The sequence below is a fragment of the Nocardioides sp. ChNu-99 genome (assembly GCF_029493445.1).
GTDB lineage: Bacteria > Actinomycetota > Actinomycetes > Propionibacteriales > Nocardioidaceae > Nocardioides.
The window spans coordinates 1-23,016 of record NZ_JAHWBL010000054.1 but is presented as its reverse complement, the minus strand read 5'-3'; the positions used below and the strand labels follow the sequence as shown (position 1 = coordinate 23,016).

Here is a 23,016-nt window from a genome sequence, read left to right as displayed (position 1 = left end):
CGCCGGGCCCGCCCTGGTCGTCCCGGTCGGCGGGCGGCTCGGCGGCGGACCCGCCGTCGCTGCCGGGCTGCGGGCCGTCAGCCGGGGAGTCAGCCGGGCCGTCGCCGTCGGGGCCGCCCTCGGGGCCGCCCTCCGGGCCCTCGCCGGGGTCCGGCTGCGGGTCGGGCCGGGGCTCCTCGGGCTGCGGGTCCGGGTCGGGCTCGTCGTCGCCGAGCACCTGGTCGAGCAGGTCCTCGTCGATGCCGGGCGCGTCGAAGGGGTTGCGGCGCCGGCGGTGGGGGAGCGCGAGCAGGGCGGCGGCGCGGATGTCCTGGCGCAGGACGTACCGGCGGCCGTGCCAGGCGGCGTGGGCGATCGCGGTGCGGGCCGTGACGATGTCGGCGCGCAGGCCGTCGACGTCGAACGCGGCGCAGACCTCGGCGATCTTGCGCAGCGCCCCGTCGCCGAGCACGACGGAGGCGACGAGCTCCTGGGCGGTGGCGATGCGGGCGCGCAGCGCGGCCTCGTCGTCGGCGTACCGCTCGGCGAACGCCTCGGGGGCGGCGTCGAAGGCGAGGCGGCGGCGCACGACCTCGGTGCGCAGCGACGGGTCGCGGGGCGCGGCGACCTCGACGGTGAGGCCGAACCGGTCGAGCAGCTGCGGGCGCAGCTCGCCCTCCTCGGGGTTCATGGTGCCGACGAGCACGAACCGGGCGGCGTGCACGACCGAGACGCCGTCCCGCTCGACGGTGGCGCGACCCATGGCGGCGGCGTCGAGGAGGAGGTCGACGAGGTGGTCGTGCAGCAGGTTGACCTCGTCGACGTAGAGGATCCCGCGGTGGGCGCGGGCCAGGAGCCCGGGCTCGTACTCGGCGACGCCCGCCGACAGCGCACGTTCGAGGTGCAGCGAGCCGAGCAGGCGGTCCTCGGTGGCGCCGACGGGCAGCTCGACCAGGCGCACGGGGCGGGTCTCGACGCCGGCGTCCGCGGCGAAGGGGCCGTCGGGCGACAGCGGCGCCGTGTCGGCGGGGTCGGTCGAGAACCGGTCGCCCGCGACGACGTCGATGGGGGGCAGCACGGCGGCCAGGGCGCGCACGGCCGTGGACTTCGCCGTCCCCTTCTCGCCGCGCACGAGCACGCCGCCGATCTCGGGGCTGACGGTCGTCAGCAGCAGGGCCAGGGTCATGTCGTCGGAGCCGACGACGGCCGTGAAGGGGTAGTGCTGTGGCATGTGGGGCTCCCGCTCGCTCTGCCATCGGTCAGGGGCGACGCGAGGCCGGTCTTCGGACTTCCGTCGACCCCGCTCGTCGAGCGGGGCGGCGGTCACCGCAGCGGGCCCTGTGCCGGACTCTCACCGGCTTCCCAGATTCTCCCCACGCGCCCGGTTGTCTCCCGGGTGCGTCGACGGGGCACCTCACGTCCGCCGTCACCCTAGACCCGTGCGCCGACCCCGGCACGGTCAGGGCGCGGGACGGCCCTGGCCGGGGCGCGCCGTCGACGCTTCCTGAGCCGCCCGCCCTGAGCCGCCCGGCCCGAGCCGCGCGGCCCCCGCTAGCCTGCCGGTCGTGTCCGAGGAGCCGCTCCACATCGTCGTCGCCGCCGTCTGCCTGCGCGACGCGGAAGGGCGTCTGCTGAGCGTGCGCAAGCGCGGCACGCACGCGTTCATGCTGCCCGGCGGGAAGCTGGAGCCGGGGGAGACCCCGGCGCAGGCCGCCGCCCGCGAGGCGCGCGAGGAGGTCGGCGTCGAGGTGGCCGACCTCGCCCTGCTCGGCGAGTTCGTCTCGGCCGCGGCGAACGAGCCAGGCGCCGTGCTGACCTCGACGGTGTTCACGGCGACCGCCGCCACCGCCCCCGTGGTCGACGGCGAGATCGAGGAGCTGCGCTGGCTCGACCTGGCTGCGCTGCCCGACGACGTGCCCGTCGCGCCCATGCTGCGCCACCACGTCGCCCCCGCACTGCTCGCGCGGGACGCCGCGGGAGCCCGCCCGTGAGCGGCCCGGTGAGCGGCCCCGTGCGCGGCCCCGTGCGCGTCACCGTCGTCGGCATCGGCGCGGACGGCTGGCCCGGCGTGCCCGAGCGGCTGCGCGCCGTGGTCACGGGGGCCGAGGTGCTGCTCGGGGGCGAGCGGCACCTGGCGCTGGTGCCCGCCGTACCGGGGCAGGCGCGCGAGCCCTGGCCCTCCCCGCTGCGGGCGGGCCTGCCCGCGCTGCTGGAGCGGTACGCCGGCCGCACCGTCGTCGCGCTCGCCTCCGGCGACCCCTTCGTCTCGGGCATCGGCACGACGCTCGTCGACCTGCTCGGCCCCGACGCGGTGCGGGCCGAGCCCGCCGTCTCCTCGGTGGCGCTGGCCCGCGCACGCCTCGGCTGGTCGGCGGAGGGCAGCGTCGTGGTCAGCGCGGTCGGGCGCGACGTGCGCCGGGTGCTGCGCGAGCTGGCCCCGGGGCGCCGCGTGCTCGTGCTGTCGGCCGACGCCACCACCCCGGGCGACCTCGCCGCGCTCCTCGCGATGAGCGGCTGGGGGGCCGCGCGCCTGGTCGTCCTCGGGGACCTCGGCGCTCCCGGGGAGTCGCGGCTCGAGGCGACCGCGCAGGAGTGGGCCGACACCCCGCCGGTGTTCGGCGACCTCACCGTCGTGGCGGTCGAGGCGCCCGCCGTCGTCCCGGCCGACGCCCCCGTCACGTGGGCGGCCGGCCTGCCCGACGAGGCGTTCGAGCACGACGGGCAGCTGACGAAGCGGGACCTGCGGGCCTCCGCGCTGGCCCGGCTCGCGCCGTACCCCGGTGCGCTGCTGTGGGACGTCGGCGCCGGGGCCGGCTCGATCGGGGTCGAGTGGATGCGCGCCCACCCGGCGTGCCGGACGGTCGCCGTCGAGGCGGACGCCCAGCGGGCGGCCCGGGTACGGCGCAACGCGGGCCGTCTCGGGGTGCCCGACCTGCGCGTGGTCCACGGCGCCGCGCCGGACGCCCTCGCGGGCCTGCCCGCGCCCGACGCGGTCTTCGTGGGCGGCGGCGCCACCCGCCCCGGCGTCCTCGAGGCGTGCGTCGCCGCGCTCCGCCCGGGCGGGCGCGTGGTGGTGCACGGCGTCACCGTCGAGACCGAGGCGCTGCTGGCGCGCTGGCACGGGGAGCGCGGGGGAGAGCTGACCCGCCACGTGGTCGAGACCGCCACACCCATCGGGTCGTTCCGCGGCTTCACCCCCGCCCGCGCCGTCACCCAGTGGGCGTGGACCGCGCCCGCCGAGCACCCCGCCGAGCACCCCGCCGAGCACCCCGCCGACCACCCCGAGGAGCCCGCGTGACCGTCCACTTCGTCGGTGCCGGCCCCGGCGCCGCGGACCTGCTGACCCTGCGCGCCGCGCGGATGCTCGGGGATGCCGACGTGGTGCTCTACCCGGGCACCTACCTCGACGCCGCCGTGCTCGAGCACGCCCGGCCCGGTGCGCGGCTCGTCGACACCCAGGACCTCGACCTCGACTCCATCACCGCTGAGCTGGTCGCCGCCGACCGCGCCGGCGGCGACGTGGTGCGGCTGACCTCGGGCGACCCGTCGCTCTACTCAGCGCTCTTCGAGCAGACCCGCCGCCTCGACGCGGCGGGCGTCACGTGGGACGTCACGCCCGGGGTGCCGGCGTACGCCGCCGCGGCGGCCCGCGTGGGCCGCGAGCTGACGGTGCCGCTCGTGGCCCAGTCGGTGGTGCTGACCCGCACCCAGGCGCGTTCGACCGCCATGCCGGAGGGCGAGTCGTTGGAGGCGTTCGCCGCCACCGGCGCCACGCTGGTGCTCCACCTCGCGATCACCCGCACCCGCGAGCTCGCCGCCGCCCTGGCTGCGTCGTACGGCGACGACTGCCCGGTGGCGGTCGTCTACCGCGCCTCGCAGCCGGGGGAGCAGGTGCTGACCGGCACGCTCGCGAGCATCGGCGACGCGGTCGAGGCGGCCGGTCTGCGGCAGGCCGCGGTGATCCTCGTCGGCCGGGCGCTCGCCGGGGCGCGGCTCGAGGGGGCGGGGGAGTCCTACCTGTACGACGCCGCCCGCGACCGCTCGCTGAAGCGGACCGGGCCGGGCGCCTGACCGGCCGCGCTCAGCCGCGCGCGGTGCGCACCACGGCCTCGCCGGCCGCGACGAGCGCGGCGGCGGTGCCGGCGGGGTCACCGTCGAGGCTGCTCGCGACCATCGCGCCGTCGCGCAGCATGAGGAGGGCGTGTGCGGCGCGCTCCGCGGCGGCGTCGCCGAGCCCCATCTCCGCGAGCAGCTCCCGCGCCTGGCGCAGCAGGAAGGCGCGGTGGGCGGCCACGACCGCGCGGGCCGGGTGGTCCTCCTGGGCGATCTCCGCAGCGGCGTTGAGGAACGCGCAGCCCCGGAAGCTCTCGGCGCAGCTCACCTCGGCGACGTGGTCGGCGTACCAGAGCAGCACCGCTGCGGGATCGTCGCTGCGGGCGGCACGCACGCGGGTGAGGGCCTGCTCCTCCTCGGCGGCGACCCGCTCGAGGTAGGCCACCACGAGGTCGTCCTTGGAGGCGAAGTGCCGGTAGAAGGTCACCTTCGAGATGCCGGCGTCCGCGATGAGCCGGTCGGCGCTGACGGCGCGGATGCCGTCGGCGTAGAAGCGGTGCGTCGCCGCCTCGAGGATCCGGGCGCGCACGGCGGGGCCGCGCAGGGTCGGCGCCTCGGCGCGGGCGTCGCTGGTGGTGGGGCTCATGTCCGGTCCTTGCGTAGCGGGCTCCGACGTGTCAGTCTGATGTAGACGTACTAGTCACTCTACATGGCTTCCGGCCGCCGCGCCGGGGGTTCGACAAGGAGAAACGATGCCCACCTCCATCGCGTACACCGCCTCCGCCACCGCGACCGGCGACGGCCGCAACGGCCACGCCTCGACCTCCGACGGCCAGATCGACGTCGAGCTCGTCGTCCCGAAGGAGATGGGTGGCGCCGGCGGCGGCACCAACCCCGAGCAGCTCTTCGCGACGGGCTACGCGGCCTGCTTCCTCGGCGCGCTCAAGGCCGGCGCGAAGGAGCACGGCGTGAAGCTCGAGGACGTCTCCGTCACCGCCGAGGTCGGCATCGGCCCGCGCGAGGACCACGGCTTCGGCCTCGCGGTCAAGCTCTTCGTCGAGTTCGGCGGCGGCGTCTCGCAGGCCGACGCGGAGAAGGCGGTCGAGACCGGCCACCAGATCTGCCCCTACACCCACGCCACCAAGGGCAACGTCGACGTCGTCACCGAGATCGACGTGGCCTGAGGCCCCCTCGCGGGTCCCCCCGCCCCGCGCGCCGCGCCCGCCGTACCGGCCCCCGTCCGGTACGGCGGGCGTCGTCGTCTGCGGGGAGGTCGGCGGAGCCGCCCCCGGGCCCGCTCGTGGTAGGAGCGCCACACCTTCCGCGGCGCTGCTACCACGAACCGGGGGCGACACCACCCGGTACGGCGCACCGCGCCGCCCTGCCTAGCGAGGGGGGTCCGCGTCCTCGTCGGGTTCGACGTCCACCAGGTGCACGTCGACGCCCTCGGCCCGGAAGTCGTCGAGCAGGTCCGGCGCGGCGGCGGTGCTCGTCACGAGGTCGGTGAGGTCGGCGGCGTCGCCGAACCGGAAGGCCGAGGTGCGCGCGAGCTTCCCGGGGGCGGCGACCAGCACGCGTCGCGCCGCACCGGCCAGCACCGCCCGCTTGAGCCGCGCGTCGTCGTGGGTCGTCGACGTCAGGCCCTGCGCGGGCGAGGCGCTGCACGCGCCGATGACGGCGACGTCGGCGCGAAAGTCGCGGATGGCGTCGACGGCCGACGCACCGCCGAACGCGAGCGTGTCCGTCTCGACGACGCCGCCGGGCACGACGACGGTTGCGCCGGGCCGCGCTGCGAGGGCGGCGGCCGCGTGCAGGGACAGGGCGAGCGCCGTGACGGAGCGCCCGGCCAGCGCGTGAGCCACGGCCAGGCAGGTCGTGCCGTTGTCGACGACCACCGCGTCCTCGTCCGCCACGAGTCCTGCCGCCACCGCGGCGAGCGCCGACTTGAGCTCCTGGTCGGCTGCGGACCGGGTGGCGAACGGCATGGGCACGCCGCGCTGCCGCGCCCGTCGTACGCCGCCGTGGGTCCGCACCACGGCCCCGGCGGCCGCCAGTTCTGCAAGGTCCCGGCGGATGGTGACCGCCGAGACACCCGTCAGGTCGACCAGGGCGGCGATCGTGACGGCATCGCCGCCCGTCACGGCCTGCATGATCGCTTTGTGGCGTTTCGATCGTTGCACGTGATCAGTCAACCACCTACGGTCGCGCGGTGCCCGCTGCTCCCGCCTCCTCCACCGCCCTCGCCGCCCGTGTCGGACGTGCGCGCCTGGGCGTCTCGCTCATGTTCTTCACCAACGGGGTGCTCTACAGCGCGCTCCTGCCGCGCTACCCGGAGATCAAGCGGGCCCTCGACCTGTCGGACACCGCGTTCGGCCTGACGGTCGTCGCCTTCCCCGCGGGTGCGATCGCGGCGGCCGCGGCGGGCGCGTCGCTCATCCGCCGCTTCGGTGCGCCCCGGGTGACGGCCGTCGGCTCGGTGCTGCTGGCCGTCGCCATGGGGGTGGCCGGGGTCAGCGGGACCGTGGCGCTGCTCTTCGCGGCCCTCGTGCTCGGCGGCGTCCTCGACGCGGTCGTCGACGCCGCCCAGAACGTCCACGGCATCGCCGTCGAGCGGCTGACCGGGCGGTCGATCATCAACTCGTTGCACGCCATCTGGAGCCTGGGCGCCGCCTCCGGCGGGGTGATCGGCGCCGCCGCGGCCGCCGCCGACGTGGCGATCGGGCTGCAGATGGTCGTGAACGGCGTCGTGTGGGCAGCGGTGGCGCTGCTCGCGGCGCGCCTGTCGCGGCTGCCGCACGGGGCACGGCCCGACGCGGGCGCAGCCTCGGCCGGCGACCCGGCGGGCGACCCGGCGACGACGACGGACGGCGCGGAGCGGGCGCGCCCGGCCGCGCGGCGCGCGGCGTACCGCCTGCTCGTGCCCCTCGTGCTCCTCGCCGTCTGCGGCACGCTGCTGGAGGACGTGGCGAACAACTGGGTGGTGCTCCTCCTCGGCCGCGAGACCGCGGCGCCCGCGGTCGTCGCGGGGCTCGGCCTCACCGTCGTGCTCGTCAGCCAGTTCGTCGGCCGGCTGCTCGGCGACCCCATGACCGACCGCTGGGGCCGGGGCGCGGTCGCCCGGGCCGGGGGCCTGCTCGTCGCCGGTGGTCTCGTGCCGGTGGTGGCGGGCGCGTCGTACCCGTTCGTGCTCCTCGGGTTCGCCCTCATGGGCTTCGGCAGCGCCACGCTCGTGCCGGCGGCGTTCGCGGCCGCCGACCGGGTGCCGGGGCTGCCCGTCGGCACAGGGGTGGCGCTGACGGGCTGGCTCATGCGGCTCGGGTTCCTGGCCACCTCACCGCTCGTGGGCGTGCTGTCGGACGCGACCACCCTGCGCACGGCCATGGTCGTGCCCCTCGTCGCGGGCCTGGTCGCCGCCGTGCTCGCCGAGCGCACGCGCCGCCGCGACCGCGTCACCTGACCGGTTCGTGGTAGCAGCGCCGCACTTTCCGCGGCGCTCCCACCACGACCCGCGCCCGGCCCCGTTCGTGGTAGCAGCGCCACGCTTTCCGCGGCGCTGCTCCCACGAACCGGCGCCACGAGCCGGCGCCACGGACCGGCGGCGCAGCGCTCAGTCCACGCTGCGCGGCGTCCAGACGCGGCCGTGGTCCACCCGGGTGCGGGTGGCGCCGATGATCAGCAGGCACTTCATGTCGACCGTCTCTGGGTCGAGCTCGCCCAGCGTCGTCACGCGCAGCTCCTCCTCGGCCCGGCCGACGTCGCGCCCGACGACGACGACCGTGGCGTCGTCCCGCACCTCCCGCAGCGCCTTCAGCGCGTCGCCGAGCTGGTCGGGTCGGCTGGCCGAGCGCGGGTTGTAGAGCGCCAGCACGAGGTCGGCCTGCGCCGCGGCGCGCAGGCGCTGCTCCACCACGGCCCACGGCTTGAGGCGGTCCGACAGGCTCATCACCGCGAAGTCGCCGCCGATCGGTGCGCCCGCCCGGGCGGCCACGGCCTGCACCGCGGAGACGCCCGGCACGACGCGCACGGGCACGGCGGCGTACGCCGGGTCCTCCGCGGCCGCCGCGACCTGCGCCTCGTGCACGGCGGTCGCCATGCCGAACACCCCGGCGTCGCCGCCGGACACCACCGCGACGCGCTCGCCGCGCAGCGCGAGGTCGAGCGCGAGGCGGGCCCGGTCGACCTCCACGGCGTTGCCGCTGGCGTGACGCGTCAGGCCCTCGCGGTGCGGCACCCGCCGGACGTACGGCGCGTACCCGACCACGTGGTCCACCTCCGCGAGCACCGCGGAGGCCTCGGGCGTCAGCCAGCGGTCCGGCCCCGGGCCGAGCCCGACGACGGCGAGCTCGGCCGGGCCCGCGGCGACGACGCCGGCCGCGCCGACCGCGGCCGGCCGCGTCGCGTCGGCGGCAACGGTCCCCGTCCGCCGGCCCACGCTGTGCAGCGAGTCGCCCGCGACGACGATGAGGGAGAAGTACGGCACCGAGTCCGGGTCGACGTCGACGACGCGCAGGTGCCGCTCGGAGGCCATCGACGCCCGCTCGACGTAGACGGCGTGCTCGAGCCGGCCCGCGGCGGCGAGCGCGCGCCGTACCGCGGGGAACCGGCGGCCGAGCTTCATGATGATCGCGCCGTCCGTGTCCGCCAGCCGGCGCGCGAGCTCGGTCTCGGGCAGGGTGCCGGGCAGGATCGTCAGCACGTCGGTCTGACGAACGAGGGGCGCGGCGACGGTCGCGGTGGCCGCGGCGAACGCGGGCACCCCCGGCACGACCTCGGTCGAGAAGCGCTCGGACAGGGCGTCGTGCATGTACATGTACGACCCGTAGAACATCGGGTCGCCCTCGGCGAGCAGCACGACGTCGCGCCCCGCCTCGAGGTGGGCGGCCAGCCGCGCCGCGGACTCGAGGTAGAAGTCGGCCATCGCGCCGGCGTACCCGCCGGGGTGGTCGGTCGCGCCCGTGGTGACGGGGTAGACGAGCTCCTCCTCGATCGCGCCGGCCGGGACGAGGTCGGCGGCGATGCGGCGGGCGTTCGACTGCTTGCCACGCCCGGCGTGGAAGGCGACGACGTCGGCGGCCGCGATGAGGCGCGCCGCCTTGAGCGTCACCAGCTCGGGGTCGCCGGGCCCGACGCCGACGCCGTGGAAGCGGCCGGGGGTGACGGCGGGGGTGACAGCGGGGGTGACAGCGGGGGTGACAGCGGGGGTGACAGCGGGGGTCGTGCCGGGGGTGCTCACTCCGCCTCCTGGGCGATCGCGTTGAGGGCCGAGGCGGTCATGGCCGAGCCGCCGCGGCGCCCGTGGACGGTGAGGAACGGCAGGTCGTGCGCGCCGGCCCAGGCGGCCAGCGCCTCCTTCGACTCGGCGGCGCCGATGAAGCCGACCGGGCAGCCGACGACCGCGGCGGGCGGCGGGCAGCCGTCGGCGAGCAGCTCGAGGAGGTGGAACAGCGCGGTGGGCGCGTTGCCGATCGCCACCACGGAGCCGGGCAGCCGGTCGGCGAGCAGCGACATCGCGGCGGCGGAGCGCGTGGTGCCCCAGGCCGCGGCGAGCCCGCCGACGCGGGGGTCGCGCAGCGCGCAGAGCACCTCGTTGGCGGCGGGCAGGCGGGCGCGGGTCACGCCCGTGGCCACCATGTGGGCGTCGGTGATGATCGGCGCCCCCGCCGCGAGCGCGGACCGGGCGGCGCGCACCAGCTCGGGGTGCACGACGACGGAGGGGGCGAGGTCGGTCTGCCCGGTGCCGTGCACCATCCGCACGACGACGCGCTCGACGTCCGGGTCGGGCTCGCCGTCGGCGCCCCGGGGGAGGTGGTCGAACCCGCCGGCGGCCCGCACCTCGCGGCGGATGGTGGCGAAGGAGTCGACGTAGATCGCCGCGCCCGAGCCCTCGTAGGCGTAGCGCCGGGTCGGGCGCCGCAGCTCCGCGGCGGCCGCGGGGGCGACGACGACGGGCAGCAGCAGGGAGCGCCAGGGCGTGACGACCACGGGCGCGTCGTCGGGCAGCCCGTCGAGCAGCCGCGCCAGCAGGGGCGGGGTGAGCACCCCCTCGGGCACCGCGACGTGGTCGTGGGTGCCGCCCACCGGCCCGTACGGCGGGGGCTCGGCCGCCGCGGGCACGCGCGGGTCCGGCGCGCCCGCGGGCAGGGGGAGGGGTGCGTCGAGCTCGTCGACGTGCCACGGGGCCTCCGGGCCCTCGCCGCGGGCGACGAGGAACTCGTGGGCGACGCCCAGCAGGGCCGGCACGGCGCCCTCCAGCGGCACCACCGGGCCCCAGCCCGCCGAGCCCCAGCGCACCTGCGCGGTGGTCGCGTCGAGCGCGACGAGGCCGACGTCGGTGGGGCGGCCGAGCACGTCGCCGCGGCCGTCGTCGAGCACGAAGAGGAACCGCGCGGAGAGCCCGGCCAGCGCCGGGTCCGCCCGCAGGGCCTCGTCGAGCGCCCGGGCGACCGGTCGCAGGTCGGCACGTCCCCCCTCGACCCCGGTGAGGGGCGAGACGAGCACGTTGCGCACCAGCTCGTGGCTGCGCGAGGGCAGGAGACCGGTGGCCTCGACGGCGGCGTCGGCCGCGGGCAGCAGCCGGCCGTCCTCCAGCGTGAGGCCGCGCAGCTGCAGGTTGGCGCGCCGCGTCAGGTGCACGTCCCCGTCACCGTGGGCAGCGGCGACCCGGCCGACGGCCCGGAGCGTGCCGGCGTCGGTGGCGCCGCCGACGAGCCGCAGCCGCACGAGGCCGCCGTCCTCGGCGGGCCAGGGCCGGGCGACGCCGGGGCACAGGTCGGTGCGCGTGCGGGTGGCGACCATGGGAGACCTCGTCCGTGCCGGGGCTCGTCACGCGGAGCCCGTCCTCGACACCGGTGGCGGGTGCCACCGGGTGCCAGCAGGTCTTCGGGCTCGGGGTCGACCGGCCGGGACGCCTTCCCAGGGGGATCACCCCCAGTGGCCCCTCTCGAGGAGGTCCCGCCCGTCACCCACACCGCTGCGCGTCAGCCCCGGAGTCGCACCGGGTTCCCTGCCCCTCGCGGGGTCGACTGGCGCGGCGAGACTACCAACCGTCGGCGGTGACGAAGTCCGCGAGCGGCCGGGCGGTCGTCCAGCCGTCGAGCTCCAGCGTCGGACGCTCGTCGAAGTGGGGCGTCGGGCCCAGGCACAGCACGGCCACGGGCTCGGCACCGTCGGGCATGCCGAGCAGCTCGGCGAGGGCCACGGGGTCGAAGATCGACACCCACCCCGTGCCCAGGCCCTCGGCCCGGGCGGCGAGCCACAGGTTCTGGATCGCGCAGGCCACCGACGCCAGGTCCATGTGCGGCATGGTGCGCCGCCCGAAGACGTGCGGCTCCCGACCCTCGCGCAGCGCGACGACCAGCAGCTCGGCGCACTCGCGCACGCCCTCGACCTTGAGCCGCAGGAACTCCGCCGCCCGCTCGTCGAGCGCCGCCGCGGTCGCGTGCCGCTCGGCCTCCACCAGGGCGTGGATGCCCTCGCGCAGGTCGGGGCGGGTGATCCGCACGAAGCGCCACGGCTGCATCAGCCCGACGCTCGGCCCGGCGTGCGCGGCAGCGAGCAGCCGCGCGAGCACCTCGTCGGGCACCGTCGCGCCCGGCACGAACCGGCGCACGTCGCGGCGCTCGCCGATGGCGCGGTAGACGGCGGCGCGCTCGGGGTCGCTGAAGGCGTGGGAGGTCACGGGCGGGGAGGGTACGCCGTCGCGCCGGGCTGCGCCTCAGAGCATCTGGCGCGGCTGGGCCGTCGACTCCAGCACGCTGAGCCACAGGTCGCCGTCGGGGGAGACGCTGTGCGCCCGCTTCGTCACGGCGGGGATGGGCACGTTGACGAAGCGGTGCTTGCGGCGCCCGACCACCACGTCGGTGCGCCCCGACATGGCGGCGTGCACGGCGCTCTGCGCGAGGCGCGCGCAGTAGACGGCGTCGGCGGGGTCGGCGGGCACGGACCGGATGAAGTAGCCGGGGTTGAAGTAGCGCAGCGTCGCCTCCTCGCCGTGCTCGGCGAAGTCGTCGCGGATGCGCTGGCGCAGGTAGCGGCCGGGGTCGCCGAGCACCTGGTTGCCCGACGCGTCGGTCGCGTCCGCCGTCGCCTCGCCGCCCGGGAGGAGGTGCGGACCGACGCCCTCGGCGACCACGATCACGGCGTACCCGCGGTCGGCGACGCGCTGGCGCACGTGGGCGAGCAGGCCGCCGGGCCCCTCCAGGGAGAAGGGCACCTCGGGGATGAGCACGAAGTTGGCGGTCTGCGCGGCCAGCGCCGAGTAGCAGGCGATGAAGCCCGCGTGGCGGCCCATGGTCTGCACGATGCTGACGCCGTTGACCGCCGCCTGGGCCTCGACCTTGGCGGCGGTGATCGACTGCGCGGCGCGCGCGAAGGCGGTCTGGAAGCCGAAGCTCTGCCCGATGTGAGGGATGTCGTTGTCGATGGTCTTGGGCACCCCGACGATCGCGATCGGCAGGCCGCGGCGCGCGCACTCCTCCGACAGCGCGTGGGCGCCGCGCATCGAGCCGTCGCCGCCGACCACGAAGAGGATGTCGATGGCGTGCTCGACGAGGGTGTCGACCATGACGCCCGGGTCGCGGGCGCCGCGTGACGAGCCCAGCACGGTGCCGCCGCGCTCGTGGATGTCGGCGACGTACTCGCGGGTGAGCGCCACCGGCGCCAGCCCGCTCGCGGGGTCGAGGCCGGCGTACCCGTTGCGGAACCCGACGACCTCGGTGACGCCGTAGTGGTCGTCGAGCGAGCGCACGAGCGCGCGGATGACGTTGTTGAGCCCGGGGCACAGCCCGCCGCAGGTGACGACGGCGGCGCGGGTCCGCGACGGCTCGAAGAAGATCCGGGCGCGGGGGCCGCCGGCCTCGAAGGTCGGGAGGTCCTCGCGGGGGACGCCGCGGGCGTCGATGAGCGCGAGGGTGTCGTCCATGAGGATCCGGTCGCCCTCGGCGACGTAGTACTGGTTCGTCGTGCGGCCCTCGACGTAGGAGGCGAGGGGGGACTCGACCGTCGGCTCACCGAGGGTCCTGACCTGGAGGTCCGCGAGGGTCACCACGTGCGGAACCCTAGTGGTCCGTGCCGGCAGCGGTGGTCCGTGCCCTAGGCTGCCGACGACCTTCCGCCGACGGATCCAGGAACCCGGCGCGACTCCGGGGCGGTTCCGCCACTGTGACCCTCGCGACGCCGACGGCGGCGCGGGCCAGCCAGACACTGACCGTCGGCGGTCCTGACCCGACGGGGCGTGAACCCCGAGGAGGAACCCCGTGACCCGCATCGCGCTCGTCTCGACGTCCGACACCGACCTGCTCTCCGCCCGCGCCAGCGGCGTCGAGTTCACGGTCGCGAACCCGTCCCGCTCGGCGCACCAGGAGATGGGGGAGGCGCTCGCGGCGGCCGACCTCGTCGTGGCCCGCATCCTCGGCTCGCCGCAGGACCTGTGCTCCGGGTTCCGCCGCATCGTCGGCACCGGCGTCCCCACCGTCGTCCTCGGCGGCGAGCAGACCCCGAGCGCCGAGCTGATGGAGCTCTCGACGGTGCCGGTGGGCGTCGCGGCGGAGGCCCACCGCTACCTCGCGGAGGGCGGGCCGGAGAACCTGCGCCAGCTGCACGCCTTCCTCTCCGACACGGTCCTGCTGACCGGCGAGGGCTTCGAGCCCCCCGCCTCGCTCCCCGCGTGGGGCTGGGCGGAGCGCCCGCAGGCCGCCGCCCTCGCCGACGCCGGCGACCGGGCGCGGATCGGCATCCTCTACTACCGCGCGCACCACGCCTCGGGGAACACAGCCTTCGCCCACGCGCTGGCCGACGCCGTCGACGCCACGGGCACCGCCGTGGGCCTGCCGATCTACTCCTCCTCGCTGCGCTCGGCCCCCGACGACCTGTACGACGCGCTGGGCTCCCTCGACGCGCTCGTGGTCACCGTGCTGGCCGCCGGCGGCTCGACCCCGGCGGACGTCGCGGCGGGCGGCGCCGACGAGACGTGGGACGTCGAGCGCATCGCCGCCCTCGACGTGCCGGTCCTGCAGGCGCTCGCGCTCACCAGCAGCCGCGAGGAGTGGGAGGCGTCCGACGACGGCGTCTCGCCGCTGGACTCCGCGACGCAGATCGCGATCCCCGAGTTCGACGGGCGCATCATCACGGCCCCGTTCTCGTTCAAGGAGGTCGACGAGGACGGGCTGCCGCGCTACGTGGCCGACCCCGAGCGCTGCGCCCGCGTCGCGGGCATCGCGGCCGCGCACGCCGCGCTGGGCCGCACGCCGGCGGCGCAGAAGCGCCTGGTGCTCATGCTGTCGGCGTACCCGACGAAGCACGCCCGCATCGGCAACGCGGTCGGCCTCGACACCCCGGTCTCGGCGATCCGCCTCCTGCGGGCCCTGCGGGCCGACGGCTACGACCTCGGCCCGGCCGACGGCGAGGTCACCCGCCTGCTCGACCTCGAGGACGAGACCGCCGCCGGCGACGCCCTCATCCACGCGCTCATCGCCGCGGGCGGGCAGGACGAGGAGTGGCTGACGAACGCCGACCTCACCGACGCGCACGTGCGCATCACCCCGGAGCAGTACGCCGCGTGGACCGCCGAGGTCTCGCCGGCGCTCAAGGCCGAGATGGTCGAGGCCTGGGGCGAGGCGCCCGGCACGCTGTTCGTGAACGACGAGGGCGCGATCGTGCTCGCCACCCTGCGCGCCGGCAACGTCGTCGTGATGATCCAGCCGCCGCGCGGCTTCGGCGAGAACCCCGTCGCGATCTACCACGACCCCGACATGGCGCCGAGCCACCACTACCTGGCGGCCTACCGCTGGATCGAGGCGTCGCCCGAGGCCGGCGGCTTCGGCGCCCACGCCGTGGTGCACCTCGGCAAGCACGGCTCGATGGAGTGGCTGCCGGGCAAGAACGCGGCGCTGTCGGCGGACTGCGCGACCGACGCGGTGCTCGGCAACCTGCCGCTCGTCTACCCGTTCCTCGTCAACGACCCGGGGGAGGGGGCGCAGGCCAAGCGCCGCGCCCACGCCACGATCGTCGACCACCTGGTGCCGCCGATGGCCCGCGCGGAGACGTACGGCGACATCGCCCGCCTCGAGCAGCTGCTGGACGAGTACGGCAACATCGCGGCGATGGACCCGGCCAAGCTGCCGGCGATCCGCGGCGAGATCTGGACCCTCATGCAGTCGGCGCAGATGCACCGCGACCTCGGGCTGGAGACCCGCCCCGAGGACGACGACTTCGACGACTTCCTGCTCCACGTCGACGGCTGGCTCTGCGAGGTCAAGGACGCGCAGATCCGCGACGGGTTGCACGTGCTCGGCGGCGCCCCCGAGGGCGAGGCCCGGGTGAACCTGGTGCTCGCCATCCTGCGCGCCACCCAGGTGTGGGGCGGCCAGGCCGGCGCGGTGCCGGGCCTGCGCAGCGCGCTGGGCCTGCCGACCGGAGCGGGCAAGGAGCCGAGCACGGCCGAGGTCGACGCCGTCGAGCGGCGCGCCCGCGCCCTCGTCGAGGCGATGGAGGCCGCCGCCTGGGAGCCCACCGCGGTCCCCGGCGTCGTGGACCGGCTCGAGGGCGACGCGGACCCCGCGGTCGGCGAGGTGCTCACCTTCGCCGCCACCCAGGTGGTGCCCCGCCTGGCGCGCACGACCGACGAGCTCACCGCCGTGCTGCACGCGCTCGACGGCGGCTTCGTTCCGGCCGGCCCCTCGGGCTCGCCGCTGCGCGGCCTCGTCAACGTGCTGCCGACGGGGCGCAACTTCTACACCGTCGACCCGCGTGCGGTGCCGTCGCGGCTCGCCTACGACACGGGCGTCGCCATGGCCGAGTCGCTGCTGGCCCGCCACCGCGACGACACGGGCGAGTGGCCCCGCTCCGTCGGCCTCTCCGCCTGGGGCACCTCGGCCATGCGCACCTCGGGCGACGACGTCGCCGAGGTGCTCGCCCTCGTCGGCGTGCGGCCCACCTGGGACGAGGCGTCGCGGCGCGTGAGCGGCCTCGTGCCGGTGCCGCTCGACGAGCTCGGCCGCCCGCGCATCGACGTGACGCTGCGCATCTCCGGGTTCTTCCGCGACGCCTTCCCCCACGTCGTCGACATGCTCGACGACGCGATCCGCATGGTGGCCGACCTCGACGAGCCCGACGACCTGAACTTCGTGCGCGCCCACGCCCGGGCCGACCTGGCGGAGCACGGCGACGAGCGCCGCGCCACGACCCGCATCTTCGGCTCGGCCCCGGGCGCGTACGGTGCGGGCGTGCTGCAGGCCGTGGAGTCGGGCAACTGGCGCACGGACGCCGACCTGGCGGAGGTCTACACGGCGTGGGGCGGCTTCGCCTACGGCCGTGACCTCGCGGGCGTGCCGGCGACCGAGGACATGCAGGCTAACTACAAGCGCATCGCGGTCGCGGCGAAGAACCTCGACACCCGCGAGCACGACATCGCGGACTCGGCCGACTACTTCGAGTACCACGGCGGCATGGTCGCGACCGTGCGCGCGCTGACGGGCACGGCGCCCCGCGCGTACGTCGGCGACTCCACGTCGCCCGACGCCGTGCGCACCCGCACGCTCGGCGAGGAGACCGCCCGCGTCTTCCGCGCCCGCGTGGTCAACCCGCGCTGGATCTCGGCGATGCAGCGCCACGGCTACAAGGGCGCGTTCGAGCTGGCGGCGACCGTCGACTACCTGTTCGGGTTCGACGCCACCGCCGGCGTGGTGGGCGACCACATGTACGACGCGCTGGCCCGCGCCTACGTCCTCGACGAGGACGTCCAGGCGTTCCTGCGCCAGTCGAACCCGTGGGCGCTGCGCGGCATGGTCGAGCGGCTCTCCGAGGCGGCCGAGCGCGGCATGTGGGCCGAGCCCGACCCCGAGGTCGTGGCCGAGATGCAGCGCGTCTACCTCGAGGTCGAGGGCGAGATCGAGGACCGGTGACCCGCACGCTCCACGTCGTGGGCCTGGGCTCGGGGGACCCCGCGCAGCTGACGGGCCAGGCCGTCGCGGCGCTGCGGGGGGCGGCGTACGCCGTGGCGCCCCGCAAGGCCCGCGCGGACGGCGGGGACGACCCGCTCGTGGCGGTACGGCGCGACCTCCTCACCGCCGTCGCCCCCGGGCTGGAGCTCGTCGAGGTCCCCGACCCCGAGCGTGACCGGTCGGCGCGCGTGGCGGGTGACGCGGCGGCGTACCGGGGTGCCGTCGCGGACTGGCACGCCGCCCGCACCGCGGCCTACGAGCAGTTGCTGCTCGAGCGGCCCGGCGACGTGGCGTTCCTCGTGTGGGGCGACCCGGCGTTCTACGACTCCACGCTGCGCGTCGTCGACGCGGTGCTCGCGGGCGGTCGCGTGCGCGCCGAGGTGCGGGTGGTGCCGGGCATCTCGAGCCTGCAGCTGCTCGCCGCGGCCCACCGGATCGTGCTGCACGAGGTCGGCCAGCCCATCACCGTCACCACTGGGCGGCGCCTGCGCGAGGCCGTCGACGCCGGCGCCGACAACGTGCTGGTGATGCTCAACGCCGGCCTCGACCTGGCCGGGCTGGAGGACTGGACGATCTGGTGGGGCGCCAATCTCGCCGCCACCGGCGAGCGCCTCGTCGCCGGCCGCGTCGGCGACGTGCTCGGCGACGTGCTCACCGCCCGCGACGCGGCGAAGGCCGAGGCCGGGTGGGTCATGGACTGCTACCTCCTGCGCCGCCCCGCCCGCGCCTGACCCGCGGCCTGGTCCGGGCTGCCCGCCCGAGCGTCACCACACGTCGTACGACGCGCCCGTCACCGCGGGGCGCGCCGCGGGGGAGTGATGACGAACGGGCGGGCCCGTCGCAGGACGGGCCCGCCCGTCGGCGGTGCAGCGGCCGGGCGGCCGCGGTGGGGCGTCAGCAGCAGCGACCCGCCGCGGCGTGCTCGCGCAGGTGGTCGCGGTGCCGCTCGAACTCGCGGCGCGACACCGGCTCGACGCCGTCGGCGGCGCAGCGCGCGACGTACGCGTCCCAGCGGCCCTCGCCGCTGACCTCCCGCAGGTACCAGCGCACGCCGGACCAGGCCCGGCGGGTGCGCTCGGCGAGCGCGCTCACGCCTCCGCCCCCGCCTTCTCGCGTCGCTCGGCCTCCCAGGCGGCCAGCTCGGCCTTCTCCTCCTTCGTGGCCACGAAGTCGGCCGGCGCCACGATCGTCGACGGGACCGCCGGCACCTCGGTGGTCGGCAGCGAGCCCGCCCGCACCGCCCGCACCCAGATGACCACCGCGTTGGCGACGATGACGATGACGAGCAGGGCGAACGCCGCCTGCAGCACGCCGTTGGTGGTCGAGTTGCGGATGACGGTGTCCATCTGCCCGGCGTCGGCGGCCGGCGCCAGCACCTCGCCCGCGTCACGGGCCTCGCGGTAGGTGTCGGCCTGCGCGAAGTAGCCGATCTTCGGGTTCGACGAGAACACCTTCTGGTACGACGCCGTCATGGTCACGACGAGGTCCCAGGCGAGGGGGATCGCCGGCACCCAGACGTAGCGCAGCCAGCCGTGCTTGAGGAAGAGCGTCACGCACAGGGTCAGCGCGATGGCGGCCAGCAGCTGGTTGGCGATGCCGAACAGCGGGAACAGCTGGTTGATGCCGCCGAGGGGGTCGGTGACGCCGACGTAGAGCATGTAGCCCCAGCAGGCGACGACCACCGCGGAGGCCGCCCAGGCCGCCGGCTTCCAGGAGGTGTCGGCGAACTTGGGCCACACGTTGCCCACCGTGTCCTGCAGCATGAAGCGGCCCACCCGCGTGCCGGCGTCGACGGCGGTGAGGATGAACAGCGCCTCGAACATGATCGCGAAGTGGTACCAGAAGGCCGCGAGCCCGCCGCCGAACGCCTCGTCGAAGATGAGCGAGATGCCGAAGGCCAGCGTCGGCGCGCCGCCGGTGCGGGAGATGAGCTCCTCCTCGACCTGTGCGGCCGCAGTGGTCAGCGCGTCGGGGGTGATGGAGAACCCGAGGCCGGCGACGAACTCGGCGGCGCTCTCGGCGGTGCCGCCGGTCGCGCCGAGCGGGGCGTTCATCGCGTAGTAGAGGCCCGGGTCGATGACCGAGGCGGCGATGAGGGCGGAGATGGCGACGAACGACTCCATGAGCATGCCGCCGTAGCCGATCATCATGACCTGGCGCTCCTTGGCGACCATCTTGGGCGTGGTGCCCGACGAGATGAGCGCGTGGAAGCCGGACAGGGCGCCGCAGGCGATGGTGATGAAGAGGAACGGGAAGAGCTGGCCCGCGAACACGGGGCCCTCGCCGCTCGTCGCGAAGTCGGTGACCTTCTCGTTCTCGAGCACGGGGCGCGCGAGGACGAGGCCGATCGCCAGCAGCACGATGACGCCGACCTTCATGAAGGTCGAGAGGTAGTCGCGGGGGGTCAGCAGCATCCACACCGGCAGGATGGAGGCGACGAAGCCGTAGCCGACGAGCAGCAGCGTCAGCGTCTCCTTGTCCAGCGTCAGCGCCTCGCCGAGGCCCCAGCTCTCGACGTACCCGCCGCCGATGATCGCCAGCAGCAGCAGGACGACGCCGATGGCGGTCGTCTCGAGCACGCGGCCCGGACGCAGGTAGCGCAGGTAGACGCCCATGAACAGCGCGATGGGGATCGTCAGGCCGATGGAGAACACGCCCCACGGCGACTCGGCGAGCGCGTTCACGACGACCAGCGACAGCACCGCCAGGATGATGATCATGATGGCGAAGACGGCGATGAGCGCCGCGATGCCGCCGACCACGCCGATCTCCTCGCGCACCATCTGGCCGAGGCTCTTGCCGTCGCGCCGCATCGAGAGGAACAGGACGATCATGTCCTGCACCGCGCCGGCGAGGATGACGCCGGCGATGATCCACACGGTGCCGGGCAGGTAGCCCATCTGCGCCGCGAGCACCGGGCCGACCAGCGGACCGGCGCCGGCGATGGCGGCGAAGTGGTGGCCGAACAGCACGCGGCGGTCGGTCACCTCGAAGTCGGTGCCGTTCTCGAGCCGCTCGGCCGGCGTGGCGCGCCGGTCGTCGAGGCGCAGCACCTTCCGCCCGATGAAGCGGGCGTAGAAGCGGTAGGCGATGGCGTACGACGCGAGCGCCGCGAAGAGGATCCACAGGGCCGAGACGGACTCGCCGCGGCTCAGCGCCAGCACGGTCCAGCAGGTGGCGCCGACGAGGGCCACGGCCACCCAGACGGCGATGGAGACGGGGGACCGGCGGGCGCGGGGAGCGGGTGGGGAGGGTGGGGTGGACGTCGTCGTCGACATGGGGTGCTCCGAGGGGCAGGCGGATCGCGGACCGGTGAACGTTACCTCCGGCGGCGGGTGCCGTGCTGCCGTCGACGCGGACCGGGCGCCGACCGGGTGGGGCCGCACCTACCCTGGTCGCCGTGACCCGCCCCGCCGCCCCGCTCGTCGTCGGGTTCGACCTCGACATGACGCTCATCGACACGGTCCCGGGGTTCGCGGCCGTGCTGCGGGCGCTCGGCGAGGAGCTCGGCGTGGACCTGCCCGTCGCGGAGATGACCGAACGCCTCGGCCCGCCCCTCGACGTGCTGCTCGCGCCCCACCTCGAGGCCACCCGCGTCCCGGACGCCTGCGACCGCTTCCGCGCCCTCTACCCGGACCTCGCCGTCGCCAGCGTGCCCGCGCTGCCGGGGGCTCACGAGGCGCTGGCCGCGGTGCGCCGCCACGGCGGCCGGACGCTGCTCGTCACGGGCAAGTACGAGCCCAACGCGCGGCGCCACGTCGACCACCTCGGGCTCGACGTCGACGAGGTCGTGGGGTGGGTCTGGGGCGTGCTGAAGGCCGACCCGCTGCGGGCGGCGGGCGCGGCGGCGTACGTCGGCGACCACGTCCACGACGTCGAGGGCGCCCTGGCCGCGGGCACCACGAGCGTGTCGGTGCCGACCGGCGGCTGCACCGCCGACGAGCTGCGCGCGGCGGGCACCCACGTCGTGCTGCCCGACCTTCTCGCCTTCCCCGACTGGCTCGAGGAGCACCTCGCCGCCCGGGCCTGAAACCCGCGCGACCGCCCTGGTGGCCGGGCGTTAGGCTGGACGACAGGCCGGGCGGTTGCCCGGCCTGCGTGCGTCCCGGGAGCCTCCGGGTGGATCGAGAGAGGGGTCGGAGCGGTGCCGACTGGCAAGGTGAAGTGGTACGACGCGGCCAAGGGCTTCGGTTTCCTGTCCACGGACACCGGCCAGGACGTGCACGTGCGGGCCGACGCGCTGCCGGCGGGCACCACGACCCTGAAGGCCGGCACACGCGTGGAGTTCGGCATCGCCCAGGGCCGCCGCGGTGATCAGGCCCTGCAGGTGCGGCTGCTCGACGCCCCCAGCTCCGTGGTGCGCAACCAGTCGCGCGCCGCCCGCAAGAAGCCGGACGAGATGGCCCCCATCGTCGAGGACGTCATCCAGCTGCTCGACAAGGTGGGCGAGGGCTACCGCCACGGCCGCCACCCCGACCCGCGCACCGCGGGCCCGACCGCCAAGCTGCTGCGGGCGCTGGCGGACGAGCTCGAGCTCAACGGCTGACGCCGGGTCCGCCCGCGTCGCGCACGCCCCACGGCTGCGTCGGCGGCAGCCCGTCCGCGTCGAGCCCGTCCGCGTCCAGCCCGTCGGCGTCGAGCCCGTCGTGCCGGCTCCCCTCCCGGGGCGGGTACGGCGTGCCCTCCGCGGCCGGCTCGCGGCGCGCGAGGCGGCGGGCCTGGAACCGGCCGCCGAGCACGTAGACGGCCCAGGCGACGAGCACGGCGGCGGCCACGGACAGCCCGAGGCGTCCCGGCTCGAGGGGGACCGCGATGCCGACGAACCCGCCGACGACCCACGCCAGCTGCAGCAGCGTGTCGGAGCGGCCGAGCGCGCTGGTGCGCACCCGCTCGTGCACGTCGGTCTGGATGGTGGAGTCGAGGGAGAGCTTCGACAGCGACTGGGCGAGGCCCGCGGTGAGGCCGAGCAGCGACAGCGTGAGCACGCCGTAGAAGAGCGCGGCGAGGGTCGCCATGGCGGCCGCGGCGGCCAGGGCCAGCACGACGGTGAGCGCCGGGTTCACGTTGCGCAGCAGGGAGGCCAGGGCGATGCCGAGGGTGTTGCCGAGCCCCGCGGCGCCGATGATGAGGGCGAAGAGCACCTCCGTGCTCCACCCGTCGAACGGGTTCGTGGTGAGCAGGAACGCCATGTACATCGTGAGGAAGCCCGACAGCCACCGCGGCCCGCAGTTGGCCCGCAGGGCGAACGAGACCGACGCGGGCATCCGCAGGCCGGCCTTGCGCCGGTTGCCCGGGTCCTTCGCCATGCTCGGCGCGGACGGGCCCGGCACGAGCGCGAGGTGGGTCTCGCCCTGGGCGGAGTCGACGCGGCGGGGGAGCAGGATCGCGAGGATGGTGGCGACGGTGAACACGGCGAACGCATAGCGCAGCGACCACTCCGGCCCGGCCAGCGACGCCAGGCCGGCCAGGGGCGCGGACACGCCGGCGCCGACCACCCCCGCGAGCGAGACGCGGGCGTTCGACTTCACCAGCGTCAGGTCGGGCGGCACCAGGCGCGGCACGGAGGCGTTGCGCGTGATGCCGTAGGCCTTCGACGCGACGAGCACGCCGAGCGCGGCGGGGAACAGCCAGGTGGACCCGGTGACGACCGCGCCGGCCAGCACCCAGCAGAGGAACGCGCGGATGGCCATCGTGCCGCCGATGGCCCAGCGGCGTCCGTGGCTGAAGCGGTCGAGGAACGGCCCGATGAGCGGGGCCACGATCGCGAACGGGAGCATCGTCAGGCCGAGGAAGAGCGCCACCTGCCCGCGCGCCTCCCCGGTGGGCACCTGGAAGAACAAGGTGCCGGCCAGCGAGATCGCGACGGCGGCGTCCCCGGCCGCGTTGAACGCGTGCAGCTCGATGAGGCGCGACAGCCCGCTGGCGCCGGCGCCCTCGGCGTGCGACGCGCGGCGGGCCTGCGTCACGGTGAAGCGCCCCAGCCGGCCCGTCGCGCGGGCGGCCCGGGCCACGCCCTGCCCGGTGGCGCGCGCCGTCCGGGCGGCGA

Annotated in this window: 19 protein-coding genes, 1 pseudogene and 2 riboswitches; of the genes and pseudogenes, 9 read left to right on the top strand and 11 right to left on the bottom strand. The window is 76.0% G+C overall.

Translation table 11 applies throughout. The features are described from left to right. On the bottom strand, nt 1-1,210 hold a 1,210-nt coding region (locus KK617_RS15090; protein ID WP_277500920.1), incomplete at its 3' end, for an AAA family ATPase. A gap of 37 nt (nt 1,211-1,247) precedes the next feature. Then, a riboswitch (cobalamin riboswitch) is annotated at nt 1,248-1,396 on the bottom strand. Nucleotides 1,397-1,544: 148 nt separating this feature from the next. On the opposite strand from KK617_RS15090, the gene KK617_RS15085 reads away from it, so the two are divergent. From KK617_RS15085 to KK617_RS15075, 3 genes are read left to right on the top strand one after another with little or no spacing between them, the layout of a single operon-like run. Next, a complete protein-coding gene (locus tag KK617_RS15085) occupies nt 1,545-1,970 on the top strand; it encodes an NUDIX domain-containing protein (RefSeq protein ID WP_277500919.1) in 426 nt (141 codons plus the stop codon). Then, nucleotides 1,967-3,277, top strand: coding sequence for a precorrin-6y C5,15-methyltransferase (decarboxylating) subunit CbiE (gene cbiE, locus KK617_RS15080; protein ID WP_277500918.1), 1,311 nt, complete (start codon nt 1,967-1,969; stop codon nt 3,275-3,277). Before KK617_RS15085 ends, cbiE begins: the two co-directional genes overlap by 4 nt. Beyond that, nucleotides 3,274-4,050: an SAM-dependent methyltransferase gene (locus KK617_RS15075; protein ID WP_277500917.1), complete on the top strand. Its 777-nt coding sequence runs from the start codon at nt 3,274-3,276 to the stop codon at nt 4,048-4,050. Before cbiE ends, KK617_RS15075 begins: the two co-directional genes overlap by 4 nt. Nucleotides 4,051-4,060: 10 nt before the next feature. Here KK617_RS15075 and KK617_RS15070 read toward each other — a convergent pair whose 3' ends face one another. Then, nucleotides 4,061-4,678 (bottom strand): TetR/AcrR family transcriptional regulator, encoded by a 618-nt coding sequence (locus KK617_RS15070; RefSeq protein ID WP_277500916.1) that lies wholly within the window; start codon nt 4,676-4,678, stop codon nt 4,061-4,063. Between the two features lie 106 nt (nt 4,679-4,784). On the opposite strand from KK617_RS15070, the gene KK617_RS15065 reads away from it, so the two are divergent. After that, nucleotides 4,785-5,216 (top strand): organic hydroperoxide resistance protein, encoded by a 432-nt coding sequence (locus tag KK617_RS15065; RefSeq protein WP_277500915.1) that lies wholly within the window; start codon nt 4,785-4,787, stop codon nt 5,214-5,216. A gap of 201 nt (nt 5,217-5,417) precedes the next feature. Here the strand turns inward: KK617_RS15065 and KK617_RS15060 are convergent, their stop codons facing one another. Further along, on the bottom strand, nt 5,418-6,212 hold the full coding sequence (locus KK617_RS15060; protein ID WP_277500914.1) for a DeoR/GlpR family DNA-binding transcription regulator: 795 nt from the start codon (nt 6,210-6,212) through the stop codon (nt 5,418-5,420). Between the two features lie 29 nt (nt 6,213-6,241). On the opposite strand from KK617_RS15060, the gene KK617_RS15055 reads away from it, so the two are divergent. Next, the gene (locus tag KK617_RS15055; RefSeq protein ID WP_277500913.1) at nt 6,242-7,489 is read left to right on the top strand and encodes an MFS transporter; all 1,248 of its coding nucleotides are present in this window, start codon (nt 6,242-6,244) and stop codon (nt 7,487-7,489) included. Between the two features lie 150 nt (nt 7,490-7,639). On the opposite strand, the gene KK617_RS15050 is transcribed toward KK617_RS15055, so the two are convergent. The 5 genes and pseudogenes from KK617_RS15050 to KK617_RS15030 all read right to left on the bottom strand — a co-directional run bounded on the left by KK617_RS15050 (nt 7,640) and on the right by KK617_RS15030 (nt 13,078). Next, complete coding sequence (locus tag KK617_RS15050) at nt 7,640-9,265, bottom strand: precorrin-2 C(20)-methyltransferase (protein WP_277500912.1); 1,626 nt, start codon at nt 9,263-9,265, stop codon at nt 7,640-7,642. After that, nucleotides 9,262-9,948 carry a precorrin-8X methylmutase gene (locus KK617_RS15045; protein WP_277500922.1) on the bottom strand — a complete coding sequence of 229 codons (687 nt, stop codon included), beginning with the start codon at nt 9,946-9,948 and terminating at the stop codon, nt 9,262-9,264. The genes KK617_RS15050 and KK617_RS15045 overlap by 4 nt, the downstream gene beginning before the upstream one ends. 675 nt (nt 9,949-10,623) lie before the next feature. Next, nucleotides 10,624-10,827: pseudogene (locus KK617_RS15040) on the bottom strand (nitrite reductase); the annotation flags it as partial. A 78-nt stretch (nt 10,828-10,905) separates the two neighbouring features. Then, a riboswitch (cobalamin riboswitch) is annotated at nt 10,906-11,037 on the bottom strand. Between the two features lie 31 nt (nt 11,038-11,068). Then, nucleotides 11,069-11,710 carry a 5,6-dimethylbenzimidazole synthase gene (gene bluB / locus KK617_RS15035; protein WP_277500911.1) on the bottom strand — a complete coding sequence of 214 codons (642 nt, stop codon included), beginning with the start codon at nt 11,708-11,710 and terminating at the stop codon, nt 11,069-11,071. Between the two features lie 36 nt (nt 11,711-11,746). After that, entirely contained in the window at nt 11,747-13,078 is a 1,332-nt protein-coding gene (locus KK617_RS15030) for an ATP-dependent 6-phosphofructokinase (protein ID WP_277500910.1), read from the bottom strand. A gap of 208 nt (nt 13,079-13,286) precedes the next feature. On the opposite strand from KK617_RS15030, the gene cobN reads away from it, so the two are divergent. Beyond that, a complete protein-coding gene (cobN, locus tag KK617_RS15025) occupies nt 13,287-16,931 on the top strand; it encodes a cobaltochelatase subunit CobN (RefSeq protein ID WP_277500908.1) in 3,645 nt (1,214 codons plus the stop codon). Next, nucleotides 16,928-17,701 carry a precorrin-6A synthase (deacetylating) gene (gene cobF / locus KK617_RS15020; protein WP_277500907.1) on the top strand — a complete coding sequence of 258 codons (774 nt, stop codon included), beginning with the start codon at nt 16,928-16,930 and terminating at the stop codon, nt 17,699-17,701. The genes cobN and cobF overlap by 4 nt, the downstream gene beginning before the upstream one ends. A gap of 163 nt (nt 17,702-17,864) precedes the next feature. Here the strand turns inward: cobF and KK617_RS15015 are convergent, their stop codons facing one another. Both KK617_RS15015 and KK617_RS15010 read right to left on the bottom strand, forming a co-directional pair. Beyond that, entirely contained in the window at nt 17,865-18,062 is a 198-nt protein-coding gene (locus tag KK617_RS15015) for a YbdD/YjiX family protein (RefSeq protein WP_277500906.1), read from the bottom strand. Next, nucleotides 18,059-20,248 carry a carbon starvation CstA family protein gene (locus KK617_RS15010; RefSeq protein ID WP_277500905.1) on the bottom strand — a complete coding sequence of 730 codons (2,190 nt, stop codon included), beginning with the start codon at nt 20,246-20,248 and terminating at the stop codon, nt 18,059-18,061. The genes KK617_RS15015 and KK617_RS15010 overlap by 4 nt, the downstream gene beginning before the upstream one ends. A 122-nt stretch (nt 20,249-20,370) precedes the next feature. Here KK617_RS15010 and KK617_RS15005 point away from each other — a divergent pair, with 122 nt between their 5' ends. Then, a complete protein-coding gene (locus tag KK617_RS15005) occupies nt 20,371-21,000 on the top strand; it encodes an HAD family hydrolase (protein WP_277500904.1) in 630 nt (209 codons plus the stop codon). Between the two features lie 114 nt (nt 21,001-21,114). Then, the gene (locus KK617_RS15000) at nt 21,115-21,516 is read left to right on the top strand and encodes a cold-shock protein (protein WP_277500903.1); all 402 of its coding nucleotides are present in this window, start codon (nt 21,115-21,117) and stop codon (nt 21,514-21,516) included. On the opposite strand, the gene KK617_RS14995 is transcribed toward KK617_RS15000, so the two are convergent. Then, nucleotides 21,506-23,016: MFS transporter (locus tag KK617_RS14995; protein WP_346813257.1), on the bottom strand; the 1,511-nt coding region annotated here is incomplete at its 5' end. The genes KK617_RS15000 and KK617_RS14995 overlap by 11 nt on opposite strands.